This is a genomic window from Stenotrophomonas sp. CCNWLW57 (assembly GCF_037203925.1).
Taxonomy (GTDB): domain Bacteria; phylum Pseudomonadota; class Gammaproteobacteria; order Xanthomonadales; family Xanthomonadaceae; genus Stenotrophomonas; species Stenotrophomonas rhizophila_A.
The window spans coordinates 284987-301474 of record NZ_JBBCBJ010000005.1 but is presented as its reverse complement, the minus strand read 5'-3'; the positions used below and the strand labels follow the sequence as shown (position 1 = coordinate 301474).

At 67.3% G+C, this 16488-nt stretch carries 13 protein-coding genes; 11 read left to right on the top strand and 2 right to left on the bottom strand.

What is annotated here, in order from left to right; genetic code table 11:
- Window positions 1–45: 45 nt before the first annotated feature.
- The 11 genes from V9K91_RS14070 (at window position 46) to V9K91_RS14020 (ending at window position 14467) form a co-directional block, all read left to right on the top strand.
- On the top strand, window positions 46–2025 hold the full coding sequence (locus tag V9K91_RS14070; RefSeq protein ID WP_336443429.1) for a chemotaxis protein CheA: 1980 nt from the start codon (window positions 46–48) through the stop codon (window positions 2023–2025).
- Window positions 2026–2321: 296 nt separating this feature from the next.
- Window positions 2322–2453, top strand: coding sequence for a hypothetical protein (locus V9K91_RS14065; RefSeq protein ID WP_255220497.1), 132 nt, complete (start codon window positions 2322–2324; stop codon window positions 2451–2453).
- Window positions 2454–2614: 161 nt separating this feature from the next.
- Window positions 2615–4849 (top strand): methyl-accepting chemotaxis protein, encoded by a 2235-nt coding sequence (locus V9K91_RS14060; protein WP_336443428.1) that lies wholly within the window; start codon window positions 2615–2617, stop codon window positions 4847–4849.
- A 168-nt stretch (window positions 4850–5017) separates the two neighbouring features.
- Entirely contained in the window at window positions 5018–5794 is a 777-nt protein-coding gene (locus V9K91_RS14055; RefSeq protein ID WP_068851609.1) for a flagellar brake protein, read from the top strand.
- Between the two features lie 143 nt (window positions 5795–5937).
- Window positions 5938–6429, top strand: coding sequence for a chemotaxis protein CheW (locus tag V9K91_RS14050; RefSeq protein ID WP_068851606.1), 492 nt, complete (start codon window positions 5938–5940; stop codon window positions 6427–6429).
- A gap of 147 nt (window positions 6430–6576) precedes the next feature.
- Entirely contained in the window at window positions 6577–6960 is a 384-nt protein-coding gene (locus tag V9K91_RS14045; protein WP_068851603.1) for a hypothetical protein, read from the top strand.
- A gap of 94 nt (window positions 6961–7054) precedes the next feature.
- Entirely contained in the window at window positions 7055–9421 is a 2367-nt protein-coding gene (locus tag V9K91_RS14040) for a methyl-accepting chemotaxis protein (RefSeq protein WP_336443427.1), read from the top strand.
- Between the two features lie 201 nt (window positions 9422–9622).
- The gene (locus V9K91_RS14035; protein WP_336443426.1) at window positions 9623–11890 is read left to right on the top strand and encodes a methyl-accepting chemotaxis protein; all 2268 of its coding nucleotides are present in this window, start codon (window positions 9623–9625) and stop codon (window positions 11888–11890) included.
- A 53-nt stretch (window positions 11891–11943) separates the two neighbouring features.
- Window positions 11944–12810: a CheR family methyltransferase gene (locus V9K91_RS14030; protein WP_336443425.1), complete on the top strand. Its 867-nt coding sequence runs from the start codon at window positions 11944–11946 to the stop codon at window positions 12808–12810.
- Window positions 12807–13403, top strand: coding sequence for a chemoreceptor glutamine deamidase CheD (cheD, locus tag V9K91_RS14025; protein ID WP_068851592.1), 597 nt, complete (start codon window positions 12807–12809; stop codon window positions 13401–13403). The genes V9K91_RS14030 and cheD overlap by 4 nt, the downstream gene beginning before the upstream one ends.
- A complete protein-coding gene (locus V9K91_RS14020) occupies window positions 13400–14467 on the top strand; it encodes a chemotaxis response regulator protein-glutamate methylesterase (protein ID WP_336443424.1) in 1068 nt (355 codons plus the stop codon). The genes cheD and V9K91_RS14020 overlap by 4 nt, the downstream gene beginning before the upstream one ends.
- Window positions 14468–14561: 94 nt before the next feature.
- On the opposite strand, the gene V9K91_RS14015 is transcribed toward V9K91_RS14020, so the two are convergent.
- The gene (locus V9K91_RS14015) at window positions 14562–15437 is read right to left on the bottom strand and encodes an amidohydrolase family protein (RefSeq protein ID WP_336443423.1); all 876 of its coding nucleotides are present in this window, start codon (window positions 15435–15437) and stop codon (window positions 14562–14564) included.
- An 11-nt stretch (window positions 15438–15448) separates the two neighbouring features.
- Window positions 15449–16471, bottom strand: coding sequence for an amidohydrolase family protein (locus V9K91_RS14010; RefSeq protein ID WP_336443422.1), 1023 nt, complete (start codon window positions 16469–16471; stop codon window positions 15449–15451).
- Window positions 16472–16488: the final 17 nt, after the last annotated feature.

The following is a 16488-nucleotide window of genomic DNA, read 5'->3' as shown; positions in this document are numbered from 1 at the left end:
CCACCCGCCTTCCCCTCCCCCTTTGGTAACCGGACCCGAACGCCCATGAGCATGGACCTGCAACGCTTCCACGCCACCTTCTTCGAGGAAAGCCGCGAGGGCCTGGACGCGATGGAAGCGGGCCTGCTGGCACTGGAATCGGGCCAGCAGGATCCGGAAATCATCAACTCGGTGTTCCGCGCCGCGCACTCCATCAAGGGCGGCGCCGGCACCTTCGGCTTCGACGCCATCGCCGCGCTGACCCACGTACTGGAAACGCTGCTGGACGAACTGCGCGCCGGCAAGCGCGCGCTGGAAGCGGCGGCCGTGGATGCCATGCTGTCGTCGGTGGACGTGCTGCGCGCCCTGCTGCGCGAAGCCGAACACGGCCAGCCGGCCGACCCGCAGGCGGTGGCCGCGGTCAAGGCACGCCTGGAAGCGGTGCTGTCCGGCCAGGCGCCGAGCGCCGCCGCGCCGGTTGCCGCCAAGGTCGATGACACCCCTGAAGCGTGGCAGATCGGTTTCGTGCCGGCGCCGTCGCTGTTCATGAGCGGCAACGATCCGCTGCGCATCATCCGCGAACTGGAACACCTGGGCTCGCTGCAGGTCGCCGCGCGACTGGAACGCCTGCCCGGCTTCGACCAGCTCGACCCGCTCGAAGCCCACCTGGCATGGGACCTGGGCCTGGTCGGCAAGGTGCCGCGCAGCAAGATCGAAGACACCTTCGCCTGGGTCGTGGACGACTGCGAACTGGACATCCGCCCGGCCGCACCGCCGAGCCTGGCCACCAGCGCCCCGGCCGCCGCCGCGCCTGCCGCCCCCGTGGCCGCCCCGGCAGCGCCTACCGCCGCAGCCGCACCGGCCGCTACCAGCGAGGCGGAAACCTCCATCCGCGTCGCCGTGGAAAAGGTCGATGCGCTGATCAACCTGGTCGGCGAGCTGGTCATCACCCAGGCCATGCTCAAGCAGGTCTCGCACGCCCTGGACCCGGTGCATGCCGAGCAGCTGTTCGCCGGCCTGGACCTGCTGGAACGCAACACCCGCGACCTGCAGGAAGCGGTGATCGGCGTGCGCATGCTGCCGGTGGACGCGGTGTTCCGCCGCTTCCCGCGCCTGGTCCGCGACCTCTCCTCGCGCCTGGGCAAGCACGTGCGCCTGCGCACCATCGGCGAAGGCACCGAGCTGGACAAGGGCCTGATCGAAAAGATCGCCGATCCGCTGGTGCACCTGGTGCGCAACTCGATCGACCACGGCCTGGAAATGCCCGACGTCCGCCGCGACGCCGGCAAGGACGAAACCGGCACCATTACCCTGGCCGCATCGCACCAGGGCGGTCACATCGTCATCGAAGTCAGCGATGACGGACGTGGCCTGAACCGCGACAAGATCCTGGCCAAGGCGCTCGAACGCGGCCTGGCCGTGCCGGACAACCCCACCGATGCGCAGGTCTGGGACCTGATCTTCCAGCCTGGCTTCTCCACCGCCGATGCCGTCACGGATCTGTCCGGTCGTGGCGTGGGCATGGACGTGGTCCGCCGCAACATCCAGGCGCTGGGTGGCGAAGTGCAGCTGGAAAGCAGGGCCGGCAATGGCACCCGCGTGCTGATCCGCCTGCCGCTCACCTTGGCCATCCTCGACGGCATGACCGTGGCGGTGGCGGGCGAAACCGTGATCCTGCCGCTGGCGTACGTGCTCGAAGCGCTGCAGCCGCAGCCGGAAGACGTGCGTTCGATGGCCGGCGAAGGCCGTGTGCTGCGCGTGCGTGGCGAGTACCTGCCGATCCTGTCGCTGAGCGAGTATTACGGCTTCGGCCGCCGCACCACCGATGATTCGCTGGTGGTGGTGGTGGAAGGCGATGGCCAGAAGATCGCGCTGGAAGTGGACGAACTGGTCGGCCAGCAGCAGGTGGTGGTCAAGAACATCGAGAACAACTACCGGCGTATCAGCGGTGTGTCCGGTGCGACCATTCTCGGCGACGGCCGCGTTGCGCTGATCGTGGATATCGGTGGCCTGGTGCGCTCGCTGCGGGTGCCGCAGGCGGCGTAAGCGTCCCTGGCGCTGCCGGCTCGAAACGCCCCCGTTTGGTGACGGGGGCGTTTTTTTGTGCCGGACGCCTGATGGGTGGCTTCGGTTTGCTCTAAACGTTGGACCCACGACGGCAACCGTTCGGACGTGGGCTTCGGATGCTTGGGCCGCGCTGCGCGCGGTGTCCGGCCAACGGCCGGGGCTACGAATTGTTACGGGCCCATCCAGATCATGATCAATCAACCAGAAGCGGTAGCCCCGGCCGTTGGCCGGATGCTCTTCGTTCCGATGCCATGAACGTTTGATGGAAAAGCGTGATGTCGGTCGACACCGATACGGCCGCGTATCGACGGGCCATTCGCCACCGCACGGCGAAACCGTTGGCATTGCTTGCTTTCGCAACCATCGGCTGCAAAGCGCGCCGCTGCGTGGACCTTGAAAAAATGTGACATCGCGCACTCAAGAAACCCGCCCGCGCCGCCGTTATCCGCAATAGCGATGACACATTCATCGCCAGCCTGACGCCCTACCGCTTTGCAGCCTTCGCCCCTTGCCCTTCCGCCCAGCGTTCCCACGGCTGTGCGCCCCTGCCCTGCCCGGAGTTTCCCGCATGAAGTGGTTCCATGATCTGCCCATCAGTCGCAAACTCGCGGTCGGGTTTGCCCTCACCACCCTGATGACGGTCGCGCTGGGCGTGTTCGCCTTGGTGCGGCTGAACAGCCTCAACGCCGAGCTCGCCGCGATGGCGAGCAACGACATTCCGTCCGTGCAGCACTTGGGCGAAGTCCGCGCGCAGCTGGGTGAGTTCCGCACCTTTGAACTGGCCCAGCTGAGCATGTTGGACCAGCCAGACAAGGTCGCCGACTACAACAAGCGCATGGATGCCACCGCCAAGACCGTGCGCGACGAGCTGGGCGCCTACGCCGCCCTGCCGGCCGGCGAGAAGGAGAAGGGCCTCTACAGCAAGGTCGCCGCCGACCTCGAGGCCTACTTCGCCGCCAACGCCGAGATGCGCGCGGCCGTTGCCGCCGCTGATGGGGTGCTGGCCCAGCAGATCTCCGATGAGAAGTCGCGCCCGGCGCGCCGCAAGATGTTCGACGACCTCAAGGAGCTCGGCGCCTTCAGCAGCGGCCTGATGCAGGCGAAGATCGCTGAAGCCAACGCCACCCACCGCAGCAGCGTGGTGGCCATCATCACCAGCATCGTGCTGCTGTCGCTGCTCGCCGTGGCGATGGGCGTGGTGATCTCGCGCGCGGTGACCCGGCCGATCCGCCAGGCCATGCAGGCCATCCAGGCCGTCGCTCGTGGCGACCTGTCGGTGAACATCGCCTCCAGCACCACCGCAGATGAAGCCGGCCGCATGCTGGCGGCCACCCGCGACATGACCCTGATGCTGCGCCGCTACTCCAGCGAAACCCAGCAGATAGTCGAAATGCACGCCGGCCCGGACATCAGCCACCGCATCCCGGAAGACTTCCCGGGCGTGTACGGCCAGCTGGCCGTGGGCGTGAACACGGTGATCTTCGAGCACCTGGACTCGATCAAGGACGCCATCAACGTGCTGAACCAGTACGCGGCCGGCGACCTGTCGCAGAACGCGCGCCGCCTGCCGGGCACCCGCGCGATCCTGCACGAATCGATGGACGCAGCGAAGGCCAGCCTGCTGGCGATCAACACCCAGATCCAGACCCTGGCCCAGGCTGCGGCCGCCGGCGACTTCAGCCAGCGCGGCGATGCCCTGCGCTTCGACCACGACTTCCGGGTCATGATCGAGCACCTCAATACCATGATGGAAGTCGCCGACGGCAACCTGTCGCAGCTGTCCCACCTGCTGCAGGCCATCGCCAACGGCGACCTCACCGCACGCATGCACGGCCAGTTCCACGGCGTGTTCGCAACCATGCGCGACGATGCCAACACCACCGTGGCCCAGCTGACCCAGATCGTCAGCCGCATCCAGCACGCCTCGGGCAGCATCAGCACCGCCGCCGGCGAGATCGCCTCGGGCAACAACGACCTGTCGCGCCGTACCGAACAGCAGGCCGCCAACCTGGAAGAAACCGCCGCCTCGATGGAGGAACTGACCTCCACCGTGCGCCAGAACGCCGAACACGCCCGCCAGGCCAACCAGCTCGCCATCGGCGCGCACTCGGTGGCCTCGCAGGGCGGCGAAGTGGTCGGCAAGGTGGTCAGCACCATGCACGAGATCGACGCCTCCTCGCGCCGCATCGCCGACATCATCACCGTCATCGACGGCATCGCGTTCCAGACCAACATCCTGGCGCTGAACGCGGCGGTCGAAGCGGCGCGTGCCGGCGAGCAGGGCCGCGGCTTCGCCGTGGTCGCCTCCGAAGTGCGCACCCTGGCCCAGCGCTCGGCCAGCGCGGCCAAGGAAATCAAGGGCCTGATCGACGAGTCGGTCGGCAAGGTCGCCGAGGGCTCGGCCCTGGTCAACCAGGCCGGTGCCACCATGGGCGAGATCGTGGCCTCGGTGCAGCGCGTGACCGACATCATGGCCGAGATCTCGGCCGCCTCGCAGGAACAGTCGGCCGGCATCGAGCAGGTCAACCAGACTGTGATGCAGATGGACGAAACCACCCAGCAGAACGCGGCGCTGGTTGAAGAAGCCACGGCCGCCGCCCGCTCCATGGAAGAACAGGCCGGCCACCTCACCGATGCGGTGTCGCTGTTCAAGCTCGAGGGCCAGGCGGCCCCGGTCGTCGCCGCTGCACCGGCCGCGCGCCACGCCGCCCCGGCCCGCCCGCGTGCCCCGGCCGCGCCGGTCCGCCGCGCGGCGGTGCGCGAACCCGTACTGGCCAACGAAGGCGACTGGCAGGAGTTCTGATCGTCGCCAGCGGACGCCCCTGACACCACCCCGCTGCGGCGGGGTGGTGCTTTTTGGCCGAACGTACCGCTACACACATTGGCCCTACATTATTGTGAACTGCTGCCGATAAACGGACAGAGACCTGATATCGCACGATATCCGTACCCGCCCAACGCAGCAGAGTCCATGTCCGAAGGCAGCCTTGACCCCCATGACGCATCCCATGCCGCCCATGACGACGGCACGGACGATCGTTACCTGGTCCGCAACCCCCGGCAGATCCGCCAGCTGCTGCAGGCGCTGATCGACCAGCGCTCGCTGATCAACGCGCACCTGGGCGGTCGCGATCAGTCCTTCCCGACCGCGATCCTGGAACTGGACGAAGACGACGACTGGCTGCTGCTCGATGGCAGCCCGTCAGAGCCGGCCAACCGCGCCGCCGAAGACGCCGGCCACCTGCTCTGCTTCGCGCAGCTGGACCGTGTCATGGTCCGCTTCCGGCTGGACCACCTGGAACGCACTGGCGGCCACCGCCACGTCGCCTTCCGCGTACCCTTCCCCACCGAGCTGGTGCACCTGCAGCGCCGCGAACTCTATCGGCTGGAAACCCCGTTCACCGACTCCCCGCACCTGCTGTTCCCGATCAACGAGGACCGCAGCGAAGCCCTGCACCTGCGCGTGGTGGACATCAGCGGCGGCGGCCTGGCCGTGACCGTGCCGGTGGACTGCAACGTCTTCAGCATCCAGAAGCGCTACGACGCCCGCCTGGACATGCCCGAAAGCGGCCCGCTGCAGATCTCGCTGATCGTCTGCAACCAGCTGGCGGTCAAGCTCCCCAGCGGCGTGGAAATGAAGCGCATCGGCATGCGTTTCGATGGCCTCCCGCGCGGCGGCGACAGCGCCATCCAGCGTTACATCTTCCGCATCGACCGCCAGCGCAGCGCCCGCAAGAACGGGGAATGACAGCGACGTCGGAACCGATTGGGAGGCCCGCGCAGGTCCGACCGTTGGTCGGACGCTCTTTCCTAAAGTCGTCGCCATCCAGGCCGATATCCGGAATGACGCCCCGGTTTTCCGACCGCCACGCCCGACCCAGGATTCCTTCCATGAACGACAGCAACCCCAACGCCGCCAGCAGCGGTGGCGAGTACCTCAGCTTCACCCTCGGCGCCGAGCACTACGGCGTGGACATCCTCAAGGTGCAGGAAATCCGCGGCTACGACTCCGTCACCCGCGTGCCCGATGCCCCCGATTACATCAAGGGCGTGATCAACCTGCGCGGCACCATCGTTCCCGTCATCGACCTGCGCCTCAAGCTGCGCCTGGACGAAGCACGCTACGACGCCTTCACCGTCATGATCGTCCTCAACGTCGACAACCGCGTGGTCGGCATCGTCGTGGACAGCGTCTCCGACGTGATCCCGCTCAACGCCGACCAGATCCGCCCCACCCCCGAGTTCGGCGCCGCCGTCGATACCCGCTTCATCTCCGGCATCGGCACCCAGGACGATCGCATGCTGATCCTGCTCGATATCGAAACCCTGCTCGACAGCGCCGACATGGGCCAGCCGGCCGTTGTCGAAGACGCCGCCGCCTGATCCGGCCGCTGCGACAGATCGGAACGACTTTCGTTCAACAAAGTCCTTAAGTTGTGTCGCAACTGGCCGATAGCTGGATTCAGGAACCGGACGCGCGGCCCCGCCACGCCCCGGACCACTTATCCATATCCCCCGGAGAATCTCCCGATGAAGTCCCTGCTTGCTCTGCTTTCGGTCGCTGTCCTCGCCTCGTCCGCCTCGTCCGCTTTCGCCCAGTCGGCTGAAATGATCCCGCCGGAGCTGGCCGCGCGCGCCGTTGGCAAGGATGGCATGGTCTGCGGCAAGGTCGAAAAGGCCCGTTACGCCGAAGGTTCCGAAGGCCAGCCGACCTTCCTGTACATGGGCGGCGCCTTCCCGCGCCACACCTTCTCGGCCCGCATCGCCGGTGAGAACCGCGGCAAGTTCAGCTTCCCGCTGGAAACCCTGGAAGGCAAGACCGTCTGCGTGATCGGCAAGATCGCCCGCGACGCCTCGCGCGCTGAAATCGAAGTCAGCTCGCCGGCCGGCCTGAAGCTCGCCAACATCAAGTAATCGCCACACGCCCTGCCACGCCGGCCCAGGCCGGCGTGGCCGCTGCAACCGGGCGCCACGCCCGGACGCGTCTGCCACCGGAGAGTGCACCACCATGCAATGGATCAACAACCTCAAACTGATGCCGAAGTTGATGCTGACTTTCGGTGTAATCCTGCTGGTGATGCTGCTGCAGGGCGTGGTCGCCTATCGTGGCCTGCACTCCCTCAACAACGTGACCACCGAACTGGCCGGCAACCGGATGGAAAGCATCCGCATGGCCGGCGAAATGCGTGGCATGCTCGGTGAATACCGCAACTCGGCCTACCAGGGCCTGATCCGCGCCAGCGACGACGTCAAGGCCGAAGCCAAGACCCGCGCCGCCGACCTGCGCACCAAGATCGATGCTTCGATCAAGAAGTACCCCGCCCTGATCGACAGCCCGCAGCAGAAGAAGCTGTTCGACGCCTTCGCCAAGGACTGGACCGATTCGCTGACCTCCTACGATGCCGTCTCCGAAATGCTGGAGCTGGACCTGCCGGACGATGCCGTCGATACCTTCGTCGGCGAAACCCGCGCCAAGCACCTCAAGGCCGCAGCCGCGCTTGAAACGCTGATCGCCGAAGACAACCGCCTTGCCCGCGCCTCGCGCGAAGAGGCCGAAAGCACCTACGCCACCTCCGCCACCCTGACCCTCATCGCCCTGCTCGGCGGTGCCGCCATGGGCCTGGTGCTGGTGTACCTGTTTGCCCGCTCGCTGGTCGGCAGCGTCCGTGGCGCCGTCTCGGTCGCCAACGAAGTGGCCGGTGGCAAGCTCGACGGCCATATCGACGTCACCCGCAAGGACGAAGTCGGCGACCTCATGCAGGCCATGCAGCGCATGCAGCGCGACCTGCGCGACCGCACCGAAACCGAACAGGCCGTGGCCCGCGAGAACCTGCGCATCCGTACCGCGCTGGATTACAGCTCCACTGGCGTGTACCTGACCGACAACAACCTCAACATCGTCTACGCCAACCGTGCGCTGGAGCAGACCCTGTCCCAGTACCAGGACGACCTGCGCCGCAACCTGCCGGACTTCGACGCCTCCGTTTCGCTGGTCGGCCGCCCGCTGACCGTGCTCGAACACCGCGGCGAAATGGACGCCAGCCTGCTGGCCAACCTCAAGCAGCACGGCGTGGCGCGCCGCGCCATGCAGTTCGGCGATGCCCAGTTCGCCCAGGTCGTCTCCACCATCCGCAACGAAGACGGCGAGAGCGTCGGCCACGTGGTCGAATGGCGTGACCGCACCCCCGAAGCGCTTGTCGAAGCCGAAGTGGCCCGCGTCATCGCCCAGGCCGCCGCCGGCGACCTGTCCGGCCGCATCAGCGCCGAAGGCAAGGATGGCTTCTTCCTGCAGCTGGCCCAGCAGATCAACGGCCTGCTCGACGCCAACGCTTCCAGCATCGAACAGATCTCCGGCCTGCTCACCGCGCTGTCGCAGGGCGACCTGACCGTGCGCATGCACGGCGAGTTCGAAGGCGTGTTCGCCACCATGCGCGACGACGCCAACGCCACCGCCGAACAGCTCAGCGGCATCGTCACCCGCATCAAGCAGTCCAGCCAGGCCATCAGCTCGGCCGCCAGCGAAATCGCCACCGGCAACAGCGACCTGTCGCGCCGTACCGAACAGCAGGCCGCCAACCTGGAAGAAACCGCCGCCTCGATGGAGGAACTGACCTCCACCGTGCGCCAGAACGCCGAGCACGCCCGCCAGGCCAACCAGCTTGCCATCGGCGCGCACACCGTCGCCTCGCAGGGCGGTGAAGTGGTCGGCCAGGTGGTCACCACCATGAGCGCGATCCAGACCTCGTCCAAGAAGATCGCCGAGATCATCTCGGTCATCGACGGCATCGCCTTCCAGACCAACATCCTGGCGCTGAACGCCGCGGTCGAAGCGGCCCGTGCCGGCGAACAGGGCCGCGGCTTCGCCGTGGTGGCCTCCGAAGTGCGCACCCTGGCCCAGCGTTCGGCCGGTGCGGCCAAGGAGATCAAGGGCCTGATCGACGACTCGGTCGGCAAGGTCAACGACGGTTCGGCGCTGGTGCACAAGGCCGGCGCCACCATGGGCGAAATCGTCGCCTCGGTGCAGCGCGTGACCGACATCATGGCCGAAATCTCGGCCGCCTCGCAGGAACAGTCGGCCGGCATCGAACAGGTCAACCAGACCGTGGTGCAGATGGACGAAACCACCCAGCAGAATGCCGCGCTGGTGGAAGAAGCCACGGCCGCTGCCCGCTCGATGGAAGAACAGGCCGGCCAGCTCAGCGACGCCGTGTCGATCTTCCGTCTCGACGAGCAGGACGTGGTGGCTGCCGCACCGGTGTTCGCACCGGCACCGCGCGCCGTGAGCCGCCCGGCCACCGCCCCGGCACCGTCGCGCAAGCCGGCCAGCCGCGCGGTAGCCGCCGAGCTCGCCGAAGGCGACTGGCAGGAGTTCTAAGCCGCACCGCGCAGCAGCGCAGCGCTGGAAAACGCAGGCCCCGATGCCCCGGCATCGGGGCCTTTCCATTTCTGAAGCTGAATGCGCTCAGCTCACGCACCTCAATAGCTGCGGTTTTCTGCCGATAACAGCATTGCCACGACACGTTCGTCGATGTCGGCCCCCACGCAGTACGCCCCCGTTCGAAAAGACCCCACGCCCATGAATCTTTCCAGCCGCTTCTCCAACCTGTCCGTCCGGGGCAAGTTGAACCTGCTCACCGCCCTGATCGCCGTCGGCGTAATCGCCCTGGCCATCATTGCCGCGCGCATGCAGTACCTCGATCTGGCCGAGACGCGCAAAGAAGGCCTGAAGACCCAGGTCGAACTGACCTACGGCATTTTTGACCACTACAAGCGCCTGGCCGGCACCGGCGAGCTGACCGAAGAAGCGGCCAAGGCGGCCGCGCTGCAGGCACTGAACAGCATGCGCGCCGACGGCGACAGCGCGTACTACAACGTCCTGGCGACCGATTACACCCTGCTCATGCACCCCTTCGCCCCGGCGCGGGTCGGCAAGGTGCAGAAGGACTACACCTCCAAGGATGGCGTGCCGATCTACCTGCAGCAGGTGGACATGGCCAAGACCGGCGGTGGCTTCACCTACTATTCCACCACCAAGCCGGGCGCCGGCGACGACCTGATTGAAAAGGCCACGTACGCCGGCATGTACGCGCCGTGGCAGTGGGTGGTCACCAGTGGCGTCTACATGGACGACGTGCAGACCGATGCGCTGGCATTCACCGGCGTCATGGCCGCCACCGGTGGCGCGCTGGTGCTGATCGTGCTGGCCCTGAGCTGGCTGATCGGTAATCGCATCACCGGTCCGCTGCGCCAGGCGACCGGCGTGGCCGAGAGCATCGCCGGCGGCAAGCTCGACAGCCGCATCGGCCCGCAGGCCCAGGACGAACCGGGCCGCCTGCTGGAAAGCATGGGCCGCATGCAGCAGCAGCTGCACGCCGTGATCGGCGCGCAGCGCGAAATGGCCAGCCAGCACGACGCCGGCCAGACCGGCTACCGCATGGACGAAACCGCCTTCCCGGGCGAGTACGGCCGGATGGTGCACGAAACCAACACCCTGGTCGGCGCCCACGTGCAGACCATGCAGGATGTGCTGGCCGTGATGCAGCGTTACGCCGTGGGCGACCTGAGCGCCGACATCGCCCGCTACCCGGGCGAAAAGGCCGCCATCAGCACCACCGTGGACACCGTCAAGCACAATCTGGCCAGCATCAACGCCGAGATCAAGCGCCTGGGCGCTGCCGCGGCCGCGGGCGACTTCAGCCAGCGTGGCGATGCCGCCCGCTTCGCCCACGATTTCGGCCAGATGATCGCCAGCCTCAACGCGATGATGCAGGTCAGCGACGACAACCTCGGCAAGCTCTCGCAGCTGCTGTCGGCCATCGCCGAAGGCGACCTCACCGCGCGCATGCAGGGCGAGTTCCAGGGCGTGTTCGCGACCATGCGCGACGATGCCAATGCCACCGTGGCCCAGCTGACCCAGATCGTCGGCCAGATCCAGGAAGCGGCGGGCAACATCAACCTGGCCGCGGGCGAAATCGCCACCGGCAACAGCGACCTGTCGCGCCGTACCGAACAGCAGGCCGCCAACCTGGAAGAAACCGCCGCCTCGATGGAGGAACTGACCTCCACCGTGCGCCAGAACGCCGAACACGCCCGCCAGGCCAACCAGCTGGCGATCGGTGCGCACAGCGTGGCCTCGCAGGGCGGCGACGTGGTCGGCCAGGTGGTCACCACCATGAGCGCGATCGAAGCCAGCTCCAAGCGCATTGCCGAAATCATCTCGGTCATCGACGGCATCGCCTTCCAGACCAACATCCTGGCATTGAACGCCGCCGTGGAAGCAGCCCGTGCCGGCGAACAGGGCCGCGGCTTCGCCGTGGTGGCCTCCGAAGTGCGCACCCTGGCCCAGCGCTCGGCCGGTGCCGCCAAGGAGATCAAGGGGTTGATCGACGAATCCGTGTCCAGCGTGGCCGACGGTTCGGCCCTGGTGCACAAGGCCGGCAGCACCATGGGCGAGATCGTCGCCTCGGTGCAGCGCGTCACCGACATCATGGCCGAAATCTCGGCCGCCTCGCAGGAGCAGTCGGCCGGCATCGAGCAGGTCAACCAGACCGTGGTGCAGATGGACGAAACCACCCAGCAGAACGCTGCACTGGTGGAAGAAGCCACCGCCGCTGCCCGCGCCATGGAAGAGCAGGCCACCCAGCTGGCCGACGCGGTGTCGATCTTCCGCCTCGACAACCAGGTGGCGGCGGCCGTCAGCGCGGTGACCGCCCGCATCGCCGCACCGGCCCCGCTGCGCAGCGTGAAGCCGGCGGCGCCGGCCAAGCCCAGCCCGGTGAAGCCGGCCCCGGCCGCGCGTGCACCGCGCACCACCGCCGATGACGGCAACTGGCAAGAGTTCTGAGCGCCGGCGGCGGCCGCGCGGCCGCCGCCTCCCTTCTTCGATCGAGTTCGCCCGTGACCACGCCTACCGCACCTGCTTCCGCTGCCTCCTCGACCGGACGCGAATTCGAGTTCGCCGACCGCGACTTCCGCCGCATCTGCGACCTGATCTACCAGCGCGTCGGCATCTCGCTGGCGCCGGCCAAGCGTGACATGGTGTACGGCCGGCTGTCCCGGCGGCTGCGTGCGCTTGGCCTGCGCAGCTTCCAGGAGTACCTGGACCAGCTGGAGAACCACGGTGGCGATGAGTGGCAGGCGTTCACCAACGCGCTGACCACCAACCTGACCGCGTTCTTCCGTGAGCCGCACCACTTCGAGAAGCTCGACACCGAACTGCGCGCGCGGGCTGGAAATGGCACCCTGCAGCTGTGGTCGTGTGCGGCCTCCACCGGTGAAGAGCCCTACTCCATGGCCATCACCGCCTGCGAGGCATTCGGCACGCTGAAGCCGCCGGTGCGCATCCTGGCGACCGATGTGGACACCCAGGTGCTGGCCACCGCCAGCCGCGGCGTGTACGCCATCGATCGCGTGTCCGGTCTGGATCCGGCGATCAAGAAGCGCTACTTCCAGCGCGGCAGCGGCCCCAATGAAGGCCAGTGCCGCGTGCATCCGGCGCTGCGCGAGCTGATCGACTTCCGCCCACTCAACCTGCTGGCTCCGCGTTACGACGTCGGCGGCCCGTTCGACGCTTTGTTCTGCCGCAACGTCATGATCTATTTCGACAAGCCCACCCAGCGCGGCATCCTGTCGCGGCTGATCCAGCACATGGGCGACGATGGCCTGCTCTACACCGGCCACTCGGAGAACTACCTGCACGCCGCCGACCTGATCCAGCCGTGCGGGCGCACCCTGTACAAGCGCGCGCCCGGAGCCCCGGCATGAACCTGGCCGCCCGTCCTGATGACGTGATGCGTTACTTCGACAGCCGCTTCAAGGTCACCGCCGCCAAGCTGCTGCCGACCCAATACCTGGTGGTCGACGACGAGACCGCGCTGACCACCACGCTGGGTTCCTGCGTGGCCGCGTGCCTGCGCGACCCGGTGCTGAAGATTGGTGGCATGAACCACTTCCTGCTGCCCGAAGGCAATGTGGGCGATGGTGCCCCGGCGCGCTATGGCAGCTATGCCATGGAACTGCTGATCAACGACCTGCTCAAGCGCGGCGCGCACCGCAAGCGCCTGGAAGCCAAGGTGTTCGGCGGCGCCAACGTGCTCAAGGGCTTCACCAGCAACCCGGTGGGCACCCGCAACGCCGAATTCGTGCGCCAGTACCTGCAGGCCGAACATATCCCGGTGCTCGCCGAGGACCTGTGCGGCATCCACCCGCGCAAGGTGTGGTTCTTCGCCGACACCGGCCGCGTGGTGGTGCAGCGCCTGCCGCATGCGCACGAGGCCGAAGTGGCCGCGACCGAATCGGCCGTGCGTGCCCGCCTGTCCAAGGCCCCGGTCACCGGCGGCGTGGAGCTGTTCGAATGATCAACGGTTCACCCTGCAGGGTTTTGATCGTCGACGATTCGGCGGTGGTGCGGCAGATGTTGAGCGAGATCCTCGCCAGCGACCCGGCCATCGAAGTGGTCGGCACGGCGGCCGATCCGTTGCTGGCGCGCGAGAAGATCAAGCGCCTCGCCCCGGACGTGATCACGCTGGACGTGGAAATGCCGCGCATGGACGGGCTGGCGTTCCTGGAAAACCTGATGCGCCTGCACCCGCTGCCGGTGGTGATGATCTCCTCGCTGACCGAGCGCGGCGCCGACACCACCCTGCAGGCGCTGGCGCTGGGCGCGGTGGATTTCATCTCCAAGCCCAAGTTCGACGTGGCGCGTGGCCTGCAGGGCTATGCCGAAGAGATCATCGGCAAGGTCAAGATGGCGGCGCGCTCGCGCGTGCGCACCCTGGCCCGCCCGATCACCCCGCGCATCACCCTGGACGCCGTGGCGCCCTCGCCCGCACGTTCGATCCAGTTCCGTACCACCGACCGCCTGATCGCCATCGGCGCCTCGGCCGGCGGTACCGAAGCGCTGCGCGTGGTGCTCGAAGGCCTGCCGGCCGATGCCCCGGCGGTGGTGCTCACCCAGCACCTGCCCGCCACCTTCAGCACCGCCTTTGCCGAACGCCTGGACCGCCATTCGGCGATGTCCGTACGCGAAGCCAGCGACGGCGAAGCCGTGCTGCCGGGCCATGCTTACCTGCCGCCGGGCGGCAAGCACCTGCGGGTGATCCGTGACGGTGCGCGCTGGCGCTGCCGGGTGGATGACGGCCCGGCGGTGAACCGGCACAAGCCGGCGGTGGACGTGCTGTTCCGTTCGGTGGCAGAAAGCGCCGGTGCCAACGCCATCGGCGCGATCCTCACCGGCATGGGCGACGACGGTGCGCGTGGTCTGCTGGAACTGAAGAACGTCGGCGCGCCCACCCTCGTCCAGGACGAGGCCACCAGCGTGGTCTGGGGCATGCCCGGCGCCGCCTTCAAGCTCGGCGCCGCCGAGGAGCAGGTTCCGCTGGAGCGGATCGCTGAACGCCTGATGGCGCTCGCGCGGGGATAACGCACCGACGCTGTGCGTCGCCGCACGACCAACGGTCGTGCGCTACCGGGCCGACCTGGTAGGTCACGACCGTTGGTCGTGACGCTCTCAACCGTCACGCCCAATACAACCGCATCGGGTTGTCCACCAGCAGCTTCTGCTGCTGGTCGGCGGTGACGGCAATCCGTGGAATGAAATCCACCAGCTTGCCGTCATCGGGCATGTGCGATTTCAGGTTCGGGTGCGGCCAGTCCGTCCCCCACAGCACCCGGTCCGGGAACTGCTCCACCAGGTGCCGTGCGAACGGCACCACATCGTCATACGTGGGCGGCCCGGACTGCGACAGCCGCTCCGGGCAGCTCACCTTGCTCCACACATTAGGGTGCTCACGCATCAACCGCACGAAACGCTGGAACTCCGGCCCGTCCACAGGCTGGGCCACGTCCGGCCGGCCCATGTGGTCCACCACCACCGTGGTCGGCAGCGAGGTGAAGAAATTCCAGCGCTCGGCCAGGTCCGCCGCCTCGAAGTACACGACAACATGCCAACCCAGCGGCGCGATCCGTTCAATGATGGCGTGGTAGTACGCATCCGGCTTCGGATCCACCAGCCGCTTCACGAAATTGAAGCGCACCCCGCGCACGCCCGCCTCATGCAGCTCGCGCAGTTCCTCATCGGTGACCGTATCGCGCACCGTGGCCACGCCGCGTGCCCGACCGTCGGCGCTGCGCAGCGCATCCACCAGTGCCCGGTTGTCGGCACCGTGGCAGGTCGCCTGCACGATCACGTTGCGCTCGAACCCAAGATGATCGCGCAGCGCGAACAGCTGCGCCTTGCCCGCATCGCAGGGCGTGTACTTGCGCTCGGGCGCATACGGGAACTGTTCCCCCGGGCCGAACACATGGCAATGTGCATCCACCGCGCCCGGCGGCGGCACGAACCCCGGCCGGCTCGGGTCCGGGCAGAAATCAAGCCAATCGGCATCTTTCACGAAATCCGCCATTACAGCCCCCTCGCCTTCAGCTGCGCGTCCAGCCGCGGGTACACCCGACGCGCGTTGCCCGACAGCACCTTGCTGCGGTCCGCTGCCGACAGCCCCAGCGCTTCCACATAGCGCAGGGTGTCGTCGAAGTACTGCCCGGTTTCCGGATCGATGCCGCGCACCGCACCGACCATTTCCGAGCCGAACAGGATGTTGTCGATGTCGATCACCTTGAACAGCAGGTCTATACCGGGCTGATGGTAAACGCAGGTGTCGAAGAACACATTCTTCATCACATGCTCGTTCAGCGGCGGCTTGCCCAGCATGTCGGCCAGCCCGCGGAAACGACCCCAGTGGTAGGGCACCGCGCCGCCGCCGTGCGGAATAATGAAGCGTAGTTCCGGGAAGTCACGGAACAGGTCGCCCTGCAGGAACTGCATGAACGCGGTGGTGTCGGCATTGAGGTAGTGCGCGCCGGTGGCGTGGAAATTGGCATTGCAGCTGCCCGACACATGCACCATGGCCGGCACGTCCAGCTCCACCATCTTCTCGAAGAACGGGTACCAGGCCCGGTCGGTCAGTGGCAGCCCGTTCCAGTGGCCCCCGGATGGGTCCGGGTTGAGGTTGCAGCCGACAAAGCCCAGCTCGTTGACGCAGCGCTCCAGCTCGGCGATCGAGTTGGCGATGGGCACGCCGGGCGACTGCGGCAGCTGGCACACGCCGATGAAGGTCTCCGGGTACAGCGCCACCACCCGCGCGATCAGGTCGTTGCAGCGCCGGGTCCATTCCGCGCTCACCGCCTCGTCGCCGATGTGGTGGGCCATGGTGCTGGCACGCGGCGAGAAGATCGTCATGTCCGCGCCGCGCTCGCGCAGCAGGCGCAGCTGGTTGCCTTCCACGCTCTCGCGCAGTTCGTCGTCGCTGATCACCGGGTACACCGGCGCCGGCAGCGAGGGGTCGTTGAAGTGGGCCACCTGCGCCTTGCGGAACGCATCGTGGCTGGCGGGAGCGGTCGTGTAGTGACCGTGGCAATCGATGATCATGTGGGGCCTCGTGGGGG

Excerpts from the sequence above, each read along its gene's own strand:
- V9K91_RS14045 (WP_068851603.1), top strand. The coding sequence starts at position 6,577 with ATGAAGTCCCTGCTTGCTCTGCTTTCGGTCGCTGTCCTCGCCTCGTCC.
- V9K91_RS14050 (WP_068851606.1), top strand. The coding sequence starts at position 5,938 with ATGAACGACAGCAACCCCAACGCCGCCAGCAGCGGTGGCGAGTACCTC.
- V9K91_RS14055 (WP_068851609.1), top strand. The coding sequence starts at position 5,018 with ATGTCCGAAGGCAGCCTTGACCCCCATGACGCATCCCATGCCGCCCAT.
- V9K91_RS14065 (WP_255220497.1), top strand. The coding sequence starts at position 2,322 with ATGTCGGTCGACACCGATACGGCCGCGTATCGACGGGCCATTCGCCAC.
- V9K91_RS14020 (WP_336443424.1), top strand. The coding sequence starts at position 13,400 with ATGATCAACGGTTCACCCTGCAGGGTTTTGATCGTCGACGATTCGGCG.
- V9K91_RS14010 (WP_336443422.1), bottom strand. The coding sequence starts at position 16,471 with ATGATCATCGATTGCCACGGTCACTACACGACCGCTCCCGCCAGCCAC.
- V9K91_RS14035 (WP_336443426.1), top strand. The coding sequence starts at position 9,623 with ATGAATCTTTCCAGCCGCTTCTCCAACCTGTCCGTCCGGGGCAAGTTG.
- cheD (WP_068851592.1), top strand. The coding sequence starts at position 12,807 with ATGAACCTGGCCGCCCGTCCTGATGACGTGATGCGTTACTTCGACAGC.
- V9K91_RS14060 (WP_336443428.1), top strand. The coding sequence starts at position 2,615 with ATGAAGTGGTTCCATGATCTGCCCATCAGTCGCAAACTCGCGGTCGGG.
- V9K91_RS14070 (WP_336443429.1), top strand. The coding sequence starts at position 46 with ATGAGCATGGACCTGCAACGCTTCCACGCCACCTTCTTCGAGGAAAGC.
- V9K91_RS14040 (WP_336443427.1), top strand. The coding sequence starts at position 7,055 with ATGCAATGGATCAACAACCTCAAACTGATGCCGAAGTTGATGCTGACT.